10 protein-coding genes are annotated in these 18,973 nt (G+C 43.6%); all 10 read right to left on the reverse strand.

The genetic code is table 11. The annotated features are described in order from the left end of the window. Positions 1 to 14 precede the first annotated feature (14 nt). Positions 15 to 1,904, reverse strand: coding sequence for a fructose-1,6-bisphosphatase (locus G4407_RS09365; protein ID WP_173688684.1), 1,890 nt, complete (start codon positions 1,902 to 1,904; stop codon positions 15 to 17). Between the two features lie 24 nt (positions 1,905 to 1,928). After that, positions 1,929 to 4,448, reverse strand: coding sequence for a hypothetical protein (locus G4407_RS09370; protein ID WP_173688685.1), 2,520 nt, complete (start codon positions 4,446 to 4,448; stop codon positions 1,929 to 1,931). Positions 4,449 to 4,484: 36 nt separating this feature from the next. Beyond that, positions 4,485 to 5,651, reverse strand: coding sequence for a class I SAM-dependent methyltransferase (locus G4407_RS09375; protein WP_173688686.1), 1,167 nt, complete (start codon positions 5,649 to 5,651; stop codon positions 4,485 to 4,487). A gap of 108 nt (positions 5,652 to 5,759) precedes the next feature. Beyond that, the gene (locus G4407_RS09380) at positions 5,760 to 8,366 is read right to left on the reverse strand and encodes a histidine kinase dimerization/phospho-acceptor domain-containing protein (protein ID WP_173688687.1); all 2,607 of its coding nucleotides are present in this window, start codon (positions 8,364 to 8,366) and stop codon (positions 5,760 to 5,762) included. Positions 8,367 to 8,374: 8 nt separating this feature from the next. Then, a complete protein-coding gene (locus G4407_RS09385) occupies positions 8,375 to 9,073 on the reverse strand; it encodes a response regulator transcription factor (RefSeq protein WP_173688688.1) in 699 nt (232 codons plus the stop codon). A 223-nt stretch (positions 9,074 to 9,296) separates the two neighbouring features. Then, on the reverse strand, positions 9,297 to 14,600 hold the full coding sequence (locus G4407_RS09390; RefSeq protein ID WP_173688689.1) for a sugar-binding domain-containing protein: 5,304 nt from the start codon (positions 14,598 to 14,600) through the stop codon (positions 9,297 to 9,299). A gap of 102 nt (positions 14,601 to 14,702) precedes the next feature. Next, the gene (locus G4407_RS09395) at positions 14,703 to 14,972 is read right to left on the reverse strand and encodes a hypothetical protein (RefSeq protein ID WP_173688690.1); all 270 of its coding nucleotides are present in this window, start codon (positions 14,970 to 14,972) and stop codon (positions 14,703 to 14,705) included. Positions 14,973 to 14,994: 22 nt separating this feature from the next. Then, positions 14,995 to 16,065 carry a galactose/methyl galactoside ABC transporter permease MglC gene (locus G4407_RS09400; protein ID WP_173688691.1) on the reverse strand — a complete coding sequence of 357 codons (1,071 nt, stop codon included), beginning with the start codon at positions 16,063 to 16,065 and terminating at the stop codon, positions 14,995 to 14,997. A 31-nt stretch (positions 16,066 to 16,096) separates the two neighbouring features. Then, a complete protein-coding gene (locus G4407_RS09405; protein ID WP_022220687.1) occupies positions 16,097 to 17,593 on the reverse strand; it encodes a sugar ABC transporter ATP-binding protein in 1,497 nt (498 codons plus the stop codon). A 137-nt stretch (positions 17,594 to 17,730) separates the two neighbouring features. Beyond that, entirely contained in the window at positions 17,731 to 18,864 is a 1,134-nt protein-coding gene (locus tag G4407_RS09410; RefSeq protein ID WP_173688692.1) for a galactose ABC transporter substrate-binding protein, read from the reverse strand. Positions 18,865 to 18,973 lie beyond the last annotated feature (109 nt).

An 18,973-nucleotide genomic window follows, 5' to 3' on the forward strand; every position in this document is an offset into this window, starting at 1 on the left:
ATTCTTTTAAATCTCTACTCCAGATCTCCCTCGCGATAAGCCCGAAGCAGCATTTTCAGCGCTTCGACATCTTCTTTTATCTTCTTTCCTGTATCCGTATCCCGTACCATCAGACGTTCTTTCTCAGTCTCTACCAGCTCCGATTTTGACTCAATATCTTTATTTTCCGTCAGTGCCGCAAATACACTCTGGAATGGCTGGTGTGACTTGATCCGGATTCCGTGGGAATTGAAGATCAGTGTATAACCGGCAATACCGGTCGTCTTGTGATAACTCTTGCAGAATCCTCCGTCGATCACCATCAGTCTTCCGTTCGCACGAACCGGATGCTCCCCTTTGGAAGTCCGGACCGGGGTATGCCCATTGATAATATGTGATCGTTCAGAATAAAGGCCAAACTCATGTAAAATCATATTGCAGACCTTTTCTTCTTCATAAAATCTGTAATATGGGTTCGACTCTTCATGCCAGGTTGCCTCATCCTTCACATAAGTCCGCTCAAAGGTCTTGATATTTCTGCCTGACAAAGGTGATTTTCTACCACACCACAGATACCACATAAAGTCTTTGTCTTTTTCTTTCGCATCTTTTGACCAGGCTCTTCTCGCAATATGCTCCGCATAGTCAAGATAATCCCTTCCACGATAACGCTTCTTTCCAAATACAACTCCTTCAAAGTTACCACTCTCATCAAGTGGCACACAGCCATGATACAGGAGGTTGTTGTTAAAGATCCGGTACATACTTCCCTTTTTATATAGAAAATCAATGTGCTGGCGCAGACGGATGCTGTTCACAAATGCCATCTCAAGACCTTCGACTACCTGCTCTTCCTCTTCGGTGAGCCGGTATACATCCTCCAAATTTTCTGCCGCAAAATTGACTGTCGGGAAAGTCTCTTCTTTAATGTCATATTCTCTTCCGTCAATTTCCACCGTCTGACGTGCCACATCCACCTTGTGAAGCAGAAGCTTATCCTCCATCTTATAATCCGGATTACGCAGGATCACCTGACCTTCCAGTTTAAAAAGGAGTACAGAAATCTCTTTTAAAGCTGCCTTCATCGGATCAATCCCCGGATAAATCTTCTCTGCAAATAAAGTCAGATTCCGAAGGCTGATGCCATAACTGTTCTCCAGGATCTTCATGTTATCATACTTCAGATTGTTCCGGATCACAGTGGCAATACACGCTCTGTTCCCTGCCGCAGCTCCCATCCAGAGAATATCATGATTTCCCCACTCAATATCGATCGAATGATACGTCATCAGCAGATCCATGATCCGGTCGGCACACGGACCTCTGTCAAAAATATCCCCGACAATATGTAAATGATCCACCGCAAGACGTTTGATCAGACCTGCCAGTACTTCGATAAACTCATCCGCATTCTGAAGCTCAAGAAGTGTATCCAAAATATTGCGGTGATAGATAAGCTGGTTGTCATCCTCATCCTTCTGCACATGGATCAGCTCGTCCAGGATATATGCATATTCCTTCGGCATCGCTTTCCTTACTTTAGAACGGGTGTATTTGGAAGAAAATAATCTTGCAATCTCGATCAGTTCTCCCAGGATCACACGATACCATTCTTCATTGTTCTTCCCTTCTTTTTTGATCAGCGCAAGCTTCTCAACCGGATAATAGATCAGGGTACAGATTTCTTCTCTGTCCAGATCAGATAAGGTATCTCCAAACAGCAGATCCACTTTTTCCCGGATCACGCCGGAACAGTTATTTAATATATGACAGAATGCTTCATATTCTCCGTGCAAGTCACTCATGAAATGCTCGGTTCCCTTCGGCAGACTTAAGATTGCCTTCAGGTTGATGATCTCCCGGCACACAGCCTGCTCTGTCGGGTACTTTTCCGCCAGAAGTTCTAAATATTTTTCATCTTTCATTTTCTTCCTCCATCCGGTTATTTTTTACTTTACATATCCGATAAATACATTTCCGCTGCCGCTTACAAGACCTTTCATCTCATCCGGTGTTGCGGAATGACGCTCTCCGTCTGCCGGATCCAGATAAGCATACTTCGCATCCGTGTATCCGATGACCAGTACCGCGTGATCCGCACTGAGCATTGCGATCACCGGTGTCTCATGGCTGATCGTATAGCGGATTTCTTCCGGTGTACATCCAGTCAGATCAAACCCTTCTCCACCGATTGCTTCTGTCAGGATTTCTGCCGGCGGCTTTCCATTTTCCAGCTCTTTTGATGCATTTATATCTTCTGCGCCTTCCAGCTTAAGAATCCGGTTCAGGCACGCTGCAAGTGTACTCTCACCTTCTCCTGCCCGGAACTCATCCATATTATTTACTTCATAAATATTCGGCGTATTTCCGGACTCCCACACATATTCCTGCGACGAAGAAATGACCACGCCTTTTATCTTCTCCGCTTCCTGGATCGCATAAGATGCTTTTTCATACACACCCTGCAGACTGCCAAGTGCATATACATAATACTGATTCTTTACCTTCGGCTTATCAAAGCTGACAACCATCGGTTTATCAAACAATACCTGCTTTGGTTTTAAAATTTTTGCTTTGCTGTCTTTGATTCCATTTTCATAAGTCAGACGAACCAGGGTTCCCCTCAGATCATCATTGTAGGTCTCTACTGTGATATTGCTCTCTTCCTTTTCCTGATTGTTGGTAATGTAATCTGCTGTCGTTGAAATATAGGTATTCTCATTTCTGTTCACCCGGTTAAGTGTCATCATATTGTCTGCCACATAGCCATCCAGAATGTAAAAATCCTGTACCTCATAGGTCTTTGCAACCACCTGCTTCTGCGTGATAATATCCACCTTATACATCGGATATACATTCTGTCCGGATACATTGGTTCCCACATCGCTTCCGCGGAGTGTTCCATAGGCAAAATCATTACGGATAAATCCGATCGGTTTGATATATTCATCTCCTTCGGATGTAATATCAAAGGATTTTCCTGTCTTCAGATTCAGGACAATGATCTTCTGTGACTCATTGATCTTTCCGCCCTCACTCTGGTAAGCAAGCAGATGCCCATCCGGTGAAACCTGATACTGCCCTTCCTCCAGATCTTTCACCAGCACCTCTCTGGTGTTGTCCTTCAGATTCACAAGATACAACGTACCATCTATCATTACATAAAGATTTTCATCAGAATTGCTGTAATATACAAATTTACCCAGATCCTCTTTCATCAGATAATATCCGTCTTCACTAGGGACAAACGCTTTTTCCGTAACTGAATTTTTTTCTGCGTCAAAATAATAGACTGCTACACCTACCTGCCCTTCATGTACACCGCGGTTCATATACCCCACTACAGTAAATGTGGTATTGCCTTTTTCATCTACTGAAATCAGGCGGATATCATGCAGATCGCATAATGTACGCACATCCATGTTTTCCGCATCTGCGAAGCCGAATACCAGCGACATTTCATCCGCTTTTTTATCATAATGCCAGAGCTGGTTATCCTCTATAAATGCTACAATGGTTCCATCTGTATTAGTCTCATACTCCAGTTCCGTCGGCGCAATCCCAACAAGAACACCTTTCTGGTTCAGCGCAGTTGTCTTACCATCAAATCTCTGATTCATCGTGCGGTCATAATCAAGCAGATACTGTTGTGCGTCTTCGCCGGTGCGGATCCGGAAGAATTCCTTTACACTGTAAAGCCGGTCTGCATAATCCGTATCCCCGGCACATTTTACCTGATATTTGAGGACAAGCGATGTATAATTCTCATTGCATTCCTTAATTTCCCAGTACACATTTCCGGATACCTGCGGTGCAAGTGATCCCCAAAGCACCTGTGCCTGTGTAGATGCAAGTGTGACCTCCTGATAGGTGGAACTGTCCGCATCGGAATCTGTATCTGTCTCCAGATAGCTTTCAATCTTATCGCCCTGACCTTCAAGCGCCGCACTGTGAAAATTATTTGCAAAATCCAGGCTTGCCTTATAGTTGCAATCTGCCGAATTCTTGATCCTGGTATAAAAATAAATATTCTGATTATCCAGGTACAAGGTTACTTTCAAAATCCTCTCTTCTTTCAGGATCTTCGTATTCCTGAAATTTAAAGTTACTGTATCCTGAACGTCTTTAATGGTTCCCTCCTGAATACATTTTTTCCCGTTCAGTGTATATACCTGCCAGTAAACCTTCTGGATCTGGTTATCATATTTTGCAATGTTCATATCCAGCTGGTTATTTGTGACGGGTGTCAGTGTATCACGCATCGAAGTAAGCGTCATATCGCTTTTATATCCCGGCAGTGAGTTCACTTCATAGCCTTCTGTCATAAAGGATATTCTTGGCAGTGTTGCACCTCCCATATCTGCACTCATATCAGTGTTGCCTCTGTTCGTCACATAACTGGATACGATAACTGCAAGAATAAATACAGTAGTCAGTACCCCTGTCTTTATTGCTATCTTTTTAAACATTGTAATTATAGTCCCCTTTATCTTAATCTGCTAAATTTATACTCCTTTTTCTCCCTCTTCATTCTGCTGATCCAATAATCTCCCCAGCATTGGATCGATGTGAAGCATTTCTTCACATGCGCGGATTGTCTCTGTATTTTTTCCTTTATTTCCCGTGTAAATGGCCCGTATCAAAATATTCTTCGGTGTATGCTCCATATCGATAAACTCCAGGATCTGTGTGTCATATCCCTCCCTCTTGAGATATTCTGCACGCATAGCATCCGTGACAAGAGCTGCCATTCTCTCTTTGATCAGTCCGTAAGAAAACAGCGGTGCAAGTGTTTCATTTGCAATCTGGCGGTTCACTTCATGCTGACAGCACGGAACCGAAAGAATGACCTTCGCTTTCCAGCCAACTGCTTTTGCTAGTGCAAAATCGGTAGCGGTATCGCAGGCATGCAGCGTCACGACCATATCCACTTCATCAGAGCCGGTGTAATCTGCAATATTTCCTTCCATAAACTTCAGTTTTCTATAGCCATATTTTTTTGCAAGCTGGTTGCATGCATAAATGACATCCGTCTTCAGATCCAGTCCGATGATCCGGATATCATAACCTTTTAACTCATGCAAATAATAGTAAATTGCAAATGTCAAATAGGATTTACCGCATCCAAAATCCAGAATCGTTACTTCCCTGTCCTTCGGAAGCTCCGGAAGTACATCCTCGATAAACTCCAGGAAACGGTTGATCTGGCGGAACTTGTCGAACTTTGTCCGCACGATCTCCCCATCTTTTGTCATAACTCCCAGATCCTGTAAAAATGGAACTGCTTTTCCTTCCTCCAGGATATAATGCTTCTTCCGGTTGTGTGACAGATCAATCTCTTTAAACCTCCCGGTCTGAAGCCGTCTCTGAATCGTCATTTTCCCTTTTTTGCTGACCAGAACCTGATAGCGGAATTTTCTGGTCTCCATCTGCATCTGTTTGAATTCCTGCATGGCATTTTCAATATATCCTGCCGCTTCTTCTTCATTCAGATTGTGGTGAAATACCTGGTTGTTCCGGTGTTCTTCGCACTGATACAAAATATTGTCTTTATGCTCCACAGGGCGGATCTTAATCTTTACAATTCCGCCTTTTTCACGTGGGTTGCTGATTATTGCTGATAAAAATTCTTTATTTAAACTCTTTTTTAAGATATTATTCAATGATTCCATTTTAATTTCCCCTTACATTTTAGGTTATATGTACGAATCCAGTTTTTATTGTAAAGCGAAATAAAATAGAGCGCAAGGGAAATTTCCCTTACGCCCCATATTTACCTGTTACTGTTCGACTTCCTGATAGACATCTTCCGTTTCTTTTGGAACCGGGAAACAGATCAGTACCTTGAACAGATCTCCGTCGAGATATAACTCGAATTTTCCCCCTTGAAGCTTTGTCAGATTCTGTGCAATCGAAAGACCAAGCCCGCTTCCTTCCGTGCTGCTGGATACATCTCCGCGAATAAATCTTTCTGTCAGCTCATCTGCCGAAATATTCAGCGGCTGCTCTGATACATTCTTGATCGTAAGCTGTACTTCCTCACCTGTCTGAACCAGATCCACATAGACACGGCTTCCCTCCATTGCATATTTTGCCGCATTGTTAAATACATTTGCAAGAACTCTCCACATTCGTCTGCCGTCTGCGTAGATTGTTGCCGGTTCAGCCGGAAGATTCATGATCATTTTCAGATTCCTTGCTTCAAATTTTTCTTCAAATTCGGCGCAGGTCTGGTTGACCAGCTCAACCAGATTAAGGTTCATCATTTCCAGACTGATATTTCCGCTGCTTACCTTGAAAGCTTCTACTACATCCTCGGTAAGTGTCTTCAGACGATATGCTTTTTCTTCCAGAACCTGAAGATAATTCCGGATCTTCGGATCCTCAAAATCCTCTCTCTTTAAAAGTTCCACATAATTAATGATTGATGTAAGCGGCGTTTTGATATCATGGGATACATTTGTGATCAGATCCGTTTTGAGGCGTTCATTTTTTACGCTCTCTTCTACCGCCCGGTCCAGTCCATCTCCAATCTTATTGATGCTGACTGCTGCTTCAAGCTGTCCGCCTTTGAGTCCATTTAACGGAATCTGATAGTCAACCTGACCGTCTGCGATTGCTTTTACCCCTTTGATGATCCGCGCTCTTCCGATGGCTCTTCGCATCAGGTAGAAAAATGCCCCTGCCTCTGCCGCAAGCATTACGAACAGCCAGATTCCCGGCTCCCACATGGCGATCGCGATCCAGTGGACTACAACCAGTACTCCAAACAAAATCGCAGCTTTCCAGACCTCCCCCAGATGCCGGATCCCAATCCGGACGTATTTGATGATCAGACATAAAATACTGTTCTTCCACAAAGTCTTTGCCTTGATCCTTCTTACCATTCCAAGCCATAAAGTAAGTCCTGTCATGCAAAAGCTTACCGCAACAATTCCTGCAAAAATCAGTACCGATGTGTCACTGAAACCATCTCCGCTAAACCGGACTCCGTTCAGCAGACTATAACTTAAACTGATTTCCCCGTAAATGCATGTCACCATAACTGCAACCGACAAAAGAATAAAGATTTCTGTCTTCATTTTGTCGATCCGATTCAACACAATGCCTTCTTCCCGGTTTGATCTGCCTGCAACAATTGTCAGCCATGCCAGAATTACAAGCATTGCAAATCCGGTTGCAATCGCAATCCAGAAGGTAAATCTTACCTGCGGTGCATACTCCTGATAAATCTTGCTCTCCTGATAAAAGTCATCCTGGATCGGATAGGAAGTATCTACCGCGAACACGCATTCATAATTATCCGTCCACATATTGCCACCGATCAGTGATTTCCACTGTGATCCGTCCATATCAATATTACTCCGGTACTCAGTAAGCTTTGGTGTGGCAACTGCATACACTCCCAGTTTTTTCAGATTGTCCAGATTCTTTTCCCACTCATCAAACTTCTGATATGCCAGCCGGTTGGTATAAACTTTTTTATTATCCAGATCAACAATCATGTAAGCGAGATTGGTATTCCCTTCTTTATATTCTTCGGTCACATATTGCCAGATTAAAAACTCATCTCGTATACTGTCCACAGTATTTCCAAGCATTGACATCGCATCACTTAGTTTGCCGTTCCATCTGGAATCCTTGTTCACAATCTCCAGGAGATTCTCAGCTCCCACCGGTGCACATTTTTCGGAAACTTTTTCTCCATCATACCTCCAGCATTTTGTGTAGACCTGACGGTTTTCACTGTCCAGAATATTGCGGTAAATACTTGCGGAGCTGTCTACCCAGCCATTGATCATAGAATCAATCACTTCTCCGGTGCTCTCCAGTGAATATTCGTCTTTTGCCTCATCCATGTTACCAAACTGAAGATTTCCGTTTTTAAATTCTCGACGAAACTCTTTTTCATAGTAATAGAGATGAGTTCCGTCATCCTTCTGGCAGACGATGATCTCCTCATCATTGTCTCCATCTGCCATTTTGGTTCCGTCTGCGTAGTACATCTCCTGATCGTTTTCCCAGTAATTCACAAGATCACCCAGACGGTATGCAAGCCCATTTACATTTTCATTTGAAATCATACGATCTGAATCATATTCTTTCAGATCTACAATTCTGTTTTCATCATATTTTCCTTCTGTCTCAAAATGGCTGTCGTATCCTTCCGCAGCCGTAATATCATTTGCAGCACTCATCAGCTTGTCGGTAAACCCTTTTGACTGATCATACTTCTTATGTGGCTTTTCAAACAGGATTCCTGCCAGATCATCGCCCGGATAACTGAATGTAAAAACCAGACATGTAATCATCACCACCGCTAAAATATGTTCCAGTATGATCAGGAGTCCTTTACATGGTGCGCTCTGATACCATTTGTTATTCATAAGACCTCCTAACCGATCTTCTCTACCTTATATCCGACACCCCATACTACCTTCAGGTAACGTGGCTCTTTCGGATTGATTTCGATTTTCTCCCGGATATGGCGGATATGTACGGCAACGGTATTGTCCGCTCCGATTGCTTCTTCATTCCAGATATTTTCGTAAATCTGATTGATAGAGAACACCTTCCCCTGATTTTTAACGAGTAACAGTAATATATTGTATTCAATCGGTGTCAGCTTCACTTTTTCGCCATCCACAGTTACTTCTTTCAGATCATCCCTGATCACAAGTCCCCTGGTCCGGAACTCATTCTGGTTGTCAGATCTCGCCGTACTTCCAAGCTGGGTGTAACGTCTGAGCTGGGATTTTACCCTTGCTACCAGCTCCAACGGATTGAACGGTTTGGTCATGTAATCATCTGCACCGATATTCAGTCCTAAAATCTTGTCCGCATCCTCTGATTTGGCGGATAAAATAATGATCGGGAGGCTCATGTTTTCCCGGATCTTGAGTGTCGCCCGGATTCCGTCCAGCCGCGGCATCATCACATCCATGATCAGAAGATCAACTTCATTATTTTTCAGTACCCTGATCGCTTCATCGCCATCATACGCCTTCAGGACTTCGTATCCTTCCTGCGTCAGGTAAATATCTATTGCTTCTACAATGTCTTTATCATCATCACATACTAATATTTTTGCCATCTTTTTTTCACCTCCTCTATACTATACAAGATTAACAGAGATTTTTTAAGAGATAGGGCTGGACTTTCTTAAGAATTTTTTGAGATTGGGGGATATGGGGGACAAAAAAAGTGCACATCTCCGGTACGCAGTACCTTTTATCTCATAGAAAGTTCCTTTAAAATAATAAGAACTCCCGGCAAACTTTACCTTGCCGGGAGTCCTTTAAATGTCTTCTACATTTTTAAAGACGTTTCTTTTTTCTGATTATTAAAACAGTGGCAATTACCAGAACTGCTACTGCCATTCCGATTACAGGGAATACAAGATTATTTCTGTCTCCTGTCTGCACTTTTCCGGAATTCTTATTGGAAGAATTGCTATTGTTATTGTTGTTATTATTTGTGATGTTATTTACTATATTATTACCACCATTGCTTCCGTTATTAGAATTTGATCCACTTCCTGTTCCATTTCCACTGCTAGACCCACTTCCTGGTTTCGGAGCTTCCGGATTTGGTTTTCCCGGATTTGGTTTTCCCGGATTTTCAGGTCCTGGTGTTTCCGGTGTTTCTACTCCGATAAACACAACTGCTGATTTTCCACCATAAGTCACAGTAACCTCTTTTACTTCTTCTGTAAGTGCAGTCTCCAGACCTGGCTCAAAAACAAACAGTCCTGCCGTCTCTTCGCCATATACCAGTTCTTCCTCTGAATCATCATCGTATACCAGTTTCAGCGAAAGGCCGGTCGGGTCGAAGCTTTCTCCTGCTTTGTAAACTACTTTTCCAGGTTGGCTCTGGATATACACAGCACTCAGCTGCGGATCTTTCTTCACAATTTCAAATGTACATTCTACAGCTCCACGATAATTTACAATTCCGGTAATAATCACCTTACCTGTTCCGAAAGCTGTATTATTTTCATAGGACAGCAGATAATCCACTCCGTACCTCAAAGTCTCTTCTGCGCCGTCTACCGTTTTCTTAACCTCTACCTGTGGATATACCGGATTCTGTTCGTCTGCTTTCGCAACCTCTATCTGTTCTGGAACAGACACCGTGATCTGGCTGTCTTCTGCCGAAATATCTACACGCTTGTCTGCCTCACGGACCCGAAGTTCTGCAACTGCCATGTGTGCATCATTTCCAGATTCTGCATAAGTATGGATTCCCACCAGTCTCACGTATTTTGCTTCTACCGGTTCGTCAAATTCTGCTATTTTCCATTCAAGCGTCCTGTCCCAGGTACCGCCTGCAATATCGGTCCATTCATCTTCCTGATTCAGCTTGTACTGTACTTTATACTCACTGACAAATCCATTCATGTTGCCGCCACGCGGATAATAGCGAAGTGCATCCAGAACTGCCGGTTCTTCCAGTTCCAGTCCAATCCAGCGTTTTTCTACATCCTGTGCTTCATTTGTACGCCAGTTTGTATGCCAGTGCGTTCCTTCATCTTCATCCAAAACGTACTCTGCCGGTCCTTCTGTTCCACTGCCATTATACTCACTTTCTGCAAATGCAGTGAGCCTTCCAACCGGATAATCTCTGTCACCGGATTCTGGTGTCTCTTCAGTTTCTTCTCCAAGACGGATTTCAAATACATTTCTTGTATTGTGATCCTCTGACTCTACAATGATCTTCTTGATATTGTTGAAAGTCGGAAGAATAGTCACTGACGCATTATCGGCTGCTTTTGCCTCTACCTCTGCAAAAATAGCAGGTGTAGAATAGCTTCCCTGTGCCAGTGCACTTTCCGGTACCGGATTGCCATTTACAATCACTTCTTCTAGGTTTGCTGTCGTATTTGATACAAAGGTTCCCTGTGCCACCTTCAGCTCGATCTCCGTAAGTGCAGTACATGGTTTCCATCTGGTTCCTGTCGTTGCACTTGCGTTCGTAAGTTTAAATTTGATAAAGGTCGCTGTCGTCGGTGTAAAATCATAAGTATATGGTTTTACCCGTCCACTTTCTTCCCCGATTGTCTCCGTTACCACAAGTTTGTTCCAGTTGGTTCCATCCTCTGAAACCAGAATCTCTGTTGTTCCTGCATCCGGATAACGCATACTTCCGCTGTCTTTTGCAAAATGCATCACAATTTGTCCAAGTCTCTGCTGGGTTGCATATTCAAATGTGATCTCCGCTTTATTATTACCGTTCTGAGAACTCTGCCAGTTGCTCCATGCAGTCGGGTTTGCTCCTCCGCTTGTGTTATCACTGATTGTTGTTGATCCGTCCACAATTGCAGAAAGTGTATCCGACTGCTCGCCTTCCGGAATACTTTGCGTCAGGTTCATTACCTTTCCTGAGACACTGCTTCCAATCGTGATCTGTTCTGTCTGTACGCGGATTGTCGCACTTACCGGAATCTCATCACCGAGTACATCTGCTGTTCCGTTTACCGTAACAATTCCTTCTTCTGCAAACTGATCCGCCGATATGTCATCCCAGTTTACTCCAAATGAAGCGGTCAGAATGGTTCCGTCTGTAAGAACCGCCGGCCTGGATTCCGGAAGAATCGGTACAGTTCCAACTGGTGTTGAGGTTGAGTAATTCAGAAGTCCTCCAACTTCATCAATAACATTTACATTGACCGTTACCTGATGTCCTTCAATCTGCCCCTGCACATTAAAGTTTCCTGACTGCTGTACCAGCTCCTCTCCGATCGCATCCCATGTCACTGCTTTACTTTCTTTGCTTCCATCGGTATAACGGGTTTCAATCGTTGTCGGAAGTACCGGGATATTTCCAGTCTTGACATAATAGGTCTTTGACATCCAAAAACTGTCAATCTCTTTTTCTTCTTCCGGTGTGCCATCTGCTACAGAATAAGTTGTAACAGTTGCCACTGCACTTTCCAGCCCATCAGCGGTCGCTGTCACGGTAAATGAACCGCCCGTTTTCGTAGACTGTACAATCGCCAGAACTTTCCCACTGAATGCTTTTCTGTTATCTGCAAGATAAGAATCGTGATCCGGAGAGCTTCCGTTATCTACACCAACCAGAACTCCGTCACCTTCTACGTTAAATGTAACGCGGTTTTCTGCATCTGGAACAATATTCCCATTCTGGTCTGCCACATCAACTGTCACATAGGATAAATCTTTCCCATCCGCAGCGATCTCGGTTCTGTCTGCTGACATCTGCAATTTTGCAGCTTCGCCGGTTGTTGTCACGCTGGAACGTCCGTCTGTACTTTCAATGATATTTCCATCCGCGTCGTATGCAACTGCCTCCAGTGTTCCATCTGCATACGGAACCTTCCAGGTAAGATAAAGATTTTTATGCTCGGTTCCGTCTTTATCCTCTCCTTCGTAAATCTGATAGGTGTAACCTGCTGCTGTTGTTTTCTGTGTAAATGTTTTCTTTCCAAGAGACTGTCTTTCTCCACCTGCCGGTGTAAAGAACAGCTCGACCGATGCTGCATCCGAATATACAACTACCGGAACTTTTCCACTGTTGTCTTTATAGACTACATTTTCATTCCATGCCGGAAGTACATGTAAGGTGTGCACCTGATCATTCCACTGGCTTTGATAGAAGTAATAGCTGTCTTTCGCAAAGCCTGCGGTATCCACGATACCAAAGTAAGAGCTCTTCGGTGCCGGCCAGCTTCCTACGGATCCTGCTCCGGTTCCATTCCAAGGTGTCGGCTCACCGATATAATCAAATCCGGTCCAGACATATTCTCCTGCAAGGTAATCTCTTGTAATCGTTGTATACCATGCATCACTTGCTACACTGCCCCATCCTACAGCAGAATTATCATAGGATGTAAGCTGCTTGTCGGAAGTCTGGCTTCCACCGTTGATCCGATTATAGATTCCACGGCTGTTGATCGCAGAAGCAGTCTCAGAACCGTACATCAGCCATTCTGGATGCAATTTATGCCAGTTGTCATACTGCCAGCCTGCACAATAATTGAATCCAACAGTTCCGCCTGCTGCATTTAATGTATTTCCAATGCTTTCTGCTTCACTCCAGTTGGCTTTCAGCTTGTTATCTCCGGTTGTCATCGGTCTTGTTGCATCCAGCTCTTTTACCCAGTTCACCAGCTTCTGTGCAGTTGCCGGATAATTGGAAACGCCACCGCTGATTCCTTCCATAACCTCATTTCCAAGAGACCACATAATGATCGACGGTGCATTGTATCCTCTCTTCACCATTGCTGTCAGGTCAAACTGTGCCCAGGTCATACCATCCTCTGCGCCTAAAATCTGATTATCCCCGTCTATTGTCTGATTGAACCATTTTGCATAATCATTGCTATTCCCGTTTTTTGCATAAAGCCAGGTGTCAAAAGCTTCATCGATCACCAGCATCCCCTGCTCATTGCATGCCTGGATCAGTTCTTCTGCCGCCGGGTTATGTGTCACACGGATGGTGTTGCATCCCATCTGCTTTAGGATTTCAACCTGTCTTGCGATTGCACGGGCATTTGCCTTTGCACCAAGTGCTCCCTGATCATGATGCATACATACACCTTTCAGCTTTGTATTCTGTCCGTTCAACGAAAATCCTGTATTGTTATCAAAATCAAAATACCGGAAACCATATTCCGTATCGTAAACATCTACTGTATTTTCTCCAAGCTTTACTTCTGTTCTTACGGTATAAAGTTTCGGACTGTCCACACTCCAGAGCGCCGGACTTTGTGCCGCAAGTGTTGTTTCAATTTCATCACTTTCTCCGGATGCAACTGTTTTGGCTTCGGTTGTCACTGTTCCGATCGCTTCACTTTCATTGCCGCCTTTCGGAAATACTGTATGCGTCAAGGTTACTGTCTGTTCATTTTCAGAATCATTCACAACCTGTGTGCGAACATCCATATTGACAGTTCCATCCTGTTCTGCTTTCAGGTTCTCAGTCGTAATCTGCGTCCCCCCAAGATCCACATGAACCTTTTCTGTTATGGTTAGATTTACGCTTCTGTAAATACCACTTCCGGAATACCATCTGCTTGAAGGCGTTTTGTTCTCCACCTTTACTGCAATTGTATTTTCCTCACCGTATTTCACATAGTCTGTTATGTCAAATGAAAATGATGTATATCCATATGGATGTGTCCCAAGCTTTTCTCCATTTACCCATACAGATGCGTTCATATAAACGCCGCCAAAATCAATACGGATTTCTTTGCCTTCTGCTGCTTTATCTATGGTAAAGCTTTTGCGGTACCATCCTGTTCCCCCTGGAAGATATCCACTTTCTGCTTCCATAGATTTTGAATAATCCTGTTCAATGCTGTAGTCATGCGGCAATGAAACCTGACGCCATTTCGAGTCGTCAAAATTTGCTGTCTGTGCATTTTCCACATCTCCCAGATTGAATTTCCAGTTACTGTCAAAATTGGCTGTTCTCTGATCCGCTACTTTTCCGTAATTGTTTACATAAACCGCTTCCGGATCTGAGCTCATCTGTGTCTGTGAATTGGATCTTACTTTCACCTCTTCACCCGCCGCCACAGGCAGCGTCATTCCCTGTATCGTGAGCATTGCCGCAAGGCAGGCAGCTCCGGCACGGATATACCTTTTTCTTGTTTTCATCTTTTCCTCCAATGTTTTTATTCCTCTTTATAGACACAAAAAGACAGGGGGCATTTTTACTCTCCTGTCTTTTTGATTTTGAGGTCACATCCTTGTTATGAGCTATTCCTCATTACGATCTTTATCTGTACTCTGATTCTTTTTCATATTTTTGTAGACATTTATAGTTCCAAACCCGATCAACCCAACGCCTACGATCAGAAACAGAATCGTCGCCACAATCATAATCAGCTGCTCATTGCCATGACTTGTGGAAATCGCCCTGAACATCTGGTATGCCAGTGTCAGCAGATAAAACCCAGCCATTGCATAAATCGCCAGTCTTGCATTTTTCTTCCATCCGTCATTCTCCGGCATCTTATTCTCGTCCATAACATTTCCCAGCCTTTTCTTTTTATTTTCTTACCAGATATTTTCTCATATCAATTGCACATGCGATCAGAATAATCAGACCTTTGATCACATACTGCATATTCTGGCTTACTGCCAGGAACTGCAGTGCAACGAAGATGATTCTCAGAATGAACACCCCTAAAACAACGCCGCTGATCTTACCGGTACCACCTACAAAAGATACACCACCGATTACACAGGCAGCAATCGCATCACACTCGTAGTTCAGACCTGTATTTGCCTGGTTGGAACCGATACGTGCAGATTCAATGAATCCAGTGATACCATACATACATCCTGCAAGTGTATGTACCAGAATGGTTGTTCTCATAACATTTACACCAGATACATTGGCAGCTTCCGGGTTGGAGCCAACTGCGAACATATTCTTTCCAAATGTTGTCTTATTCCACATGAACCACATGAATACAACTACGACGCAGGCGTACCATACATAGTTCGGGATCGGAACGCCACGGATCTTTAAGAAACTTCCTGTTACAAAATCCTTGAAGGATTTGTCCAGTCCGGAAAGTGGCTGTCCGTTGTTACCGTTCAGCATAATGTACATCAGAAGAATTCCGTATACGATCAGCTGTGTTGCCAGTGTTACAATGAATGGATGTAAGTGGAATTTCGCTACGAAGAATCCATTTACCCATCCAACAATACCTCCGACTACGATTACGATCAGAATAACCAGTGGTATCGGAAGAACCGGAAGATCCGGGAAAATTTTGGTTGCATAAGTTACTGACTGCAAAAGAGATGCAGAAATACATGCTGTAAGACCTACAACACGTCCGGCTGAAAGGTCTGTACCGGTAAGTACGATCGTTCCTGCAATACCACATGCGATCGGAATGTTCGCTGCAGACAGCGAGATAATGTTAACAATAGATGCCACGCTCAGGAATCTGCTGTTCTGTGTGTAAGTGTAAATAACTGCGATAATGATCAGAAGATAAATCGCATTATTGATAAGTCCTTCTTTCCACGCTTTTGCTTTATCTGCGGAATCCAGTGCTTTGTATTCTGCATAGCGTGATTTTATATTTGCAAATGCTTTCATCTGGGAAGCCTCCTTCTTTTTTGTTTGAAAATTACACATACTTTGCTGCGTAAGTCATGATCAGTTCCTGTGTTGCCTCTTCTGCGTCAATCTCTCCGGCAAGTCTTCCACCGGACATAACCATGATACGGTCACAGATTCCGAGAAGCTCCGGCATTTCTGAAGAAACTACAATAACTACTTTGCCGCGGTTCGCAAGATCGATGATGAGCTGATAGATCTCATACTTTGCACCGACATCGATTCCTCTTGTCGGCTCATCCAGAAGCAGTACTTCCGGATCGGTAAGAAGCCATCTTCCAAGGATAACCTTCTGCTGGTTTCCACCGGAAAGTGCACGGATCTTTGTCTCCTGCGACGGTGTCTTTGTCCGCAGCGCATCAATATATTTCTGCGTATCTTCTTTCATGGATTTTTCACTCAGATAAAATCCTTTTTTGTGTCTCTTTAAGCTGGAGATAACGGTATTTTCACGAATGTTCAGGATGCCGAAGATACCGGTTGCTCTTCTCTCTTCTGTCAGAAGTGCAAATCCGTTCTTGATCGAATCCTGTGCATTCTTATTGCTGACTTGTTTTCCGTCAAGTTTTATCGTTCCTGATTTCCTGGTTGCAATTCCAAAAATTGTCTCCAGAGTTTCTGTACGTCCACTTCCGTCAAGTCCGGCAATTCCAAGAATTTCTCCTTTTCTTGCTTTGAAAGAAACATCATTCAGGATCGAATACATTCCGGAAAGGTGTTCCACTTCAAGCGCTACGTCGCCCGGTTTATTTGTCTTTGGCGGGAACTGATTGGTAAGCTCACGTCCAACCATCAGGCGGATGATATCGTCCATCTCCAGATCATCTGCTTTCTCGGTTGCTACCCAGGTTCCGTCACGCATGATCGTAATTTCATCTGAAATCCGTTTGATCTCTGCCATTTTATGTGAAATGTAAATGATTCCGCATCCTCTCTTTTTCAGCATCTCAATGATATCAAACAGATGCTCTACTTCCTGCTCTGTAAGGGAAGAAGTCGGCTCATCAAATACGATGACTTTTGCATTCACAGATACTGCTTTTGCAATCTCTACCATCTGTCTCTGTGATACCGGCATCGTACTCATGATCCTTTTCGGATCTACATCAATTTTCAATTCTTCAAATACTTTTTTTGTGTCATCATAGATTTTTTTCTCATTTACCATGACGCCGCCCACTTTCGGGTAACGTCCGAGCCAGAGATTATCCATGACGTTTCTTTTGAGCGCCTGGTTCAGTTCCTGGTGAACCATTGCAACTCCATTTTCAAGAGCTTCTTTCGAATTCTTGAAATTAATCTCTTTTCCCTCCAGCTCAATCTTGCCACTGTCTTTGTCATAAATTCCGAAAAGGCATTTCATCAGTGTTGACTTTCCGGCTCCATTCTCACCCATCAGTGCATGGACAGTGCCTGCTTTAACTGTCAGGGACACATGATCTAATGCTTTTACGCCCGGAAATTCTTTACAGATATCCGTCATCTGCAGTAAAACATCCTGTTTCATAGCTGTCCTCCTGTCTCTCATCTTCTAATCTCGCATACCTGTCGAACCTGCCACTATGCAGTTCTATCCGGCTGCGTCACAACTTTAGAAAAGGTGGCTGGCCAACCACCTGGCCGCCACCTTTATTTTTTACATTTTTATTTTCCTGAGTATTCCTGGTAAGGAATGAAGATCTTGTTGCTTACTTTATCAGAAATATTGTAAGAATCTGTTCCATCCATCAGATCTTTTCCATCTGCTGCATTCTTAGCAAGGTCTGCGATACAAGCTGCCATACCATCTGCATCCTGTTTAACAGTTGCTGTCATCTTGCCATCTCCGATCAGCTGTTTTGCTGCATCTGTAGCATCAACACCAAATACCGGAATCATCTTTCCGTCTTTGCCCGTTCCAAGGTTGTATCCCTTATCATTCAGAGCAGAGATTGCGCCTTCTGCCATACCGTCGTTGTTGCAGATAACAAGCTCGATCATGTTATTGCTTCCTTCGTTGTACTGGGAAAGGTTGGTTGTCATATAGTTGTTTGCTGCTGTTGCACTCCAGTTACCATCCTGGTCAACCTGGTATTTGTCACTGTTAGAAGCATCAAAGTATTCCAGTGCCGGTTTGCCAGCGTCTGTGATGATCTTGTCTGCATCTTCTACAGCAAACTGTGTACGGTAAATAGCTTCTGCATTTCCGAGCTGTCCCATGAACATTGCGTAAGAGATCTTTCCATCTCCGTTGAGATCCATTTCATCAAAATGTTCTACTACATAGTTACCGATCATTTCGCCCTGCATATGTCCTGCTTCCGGAGCGTCTGTTCCTACGAATGCACACTTGTCATAGCTTCCAAGTACATCGCCTTCTGTTTTGTCATCTTCGACTGCACGGTTAAAGAAGATAACCGGGATTCCTGCTGCTTCTGCTTTTTCAACGATCTGTGAAGAAGCATCTACAGAACCGGATGTAACGATGTTAACGATCAGTGCTGTAGCACCTGTCTGGATTGCTGTATCAATCTGTTCGTTCTGTGTTGTCTGGTTACTGTTTCCATCATAGTCCTGATATTCAACGCCCATCTCGTCAAGTTTTGCATCGAGTGCTGTACGGACAGATGCAATGTAAGTATCAGAATAGGTATAATAGAATACTGCGATATTGGCATCTGAAGATTTCTTATCGCTGCTTCCACCATCGCTGTCACTCTTGCCGGATCCTCCGCATCCTGCAAGCATTCCCAGTGCCATCACACCTGCGAGCATCGCTGCTACAATTCTTCTTTTCATAATTTCGTTCCTCCTTGTATAACGTTTACTTGATGATATGAGTATAACAAGAAGGGGAGATAATACCCATGTAAAAAACTACGAGAGGTTTGTGAATTTCAACGTTTGC

It is taken from the genome of Allocoprococcus comes (assembly GCF_013300725.1).
GTDB lineage: Bacteria > Bacillota > Clostridia > Lachnospirales > Lachnospiraceae > Allocoprococcus > Allocoprococcus comes_A.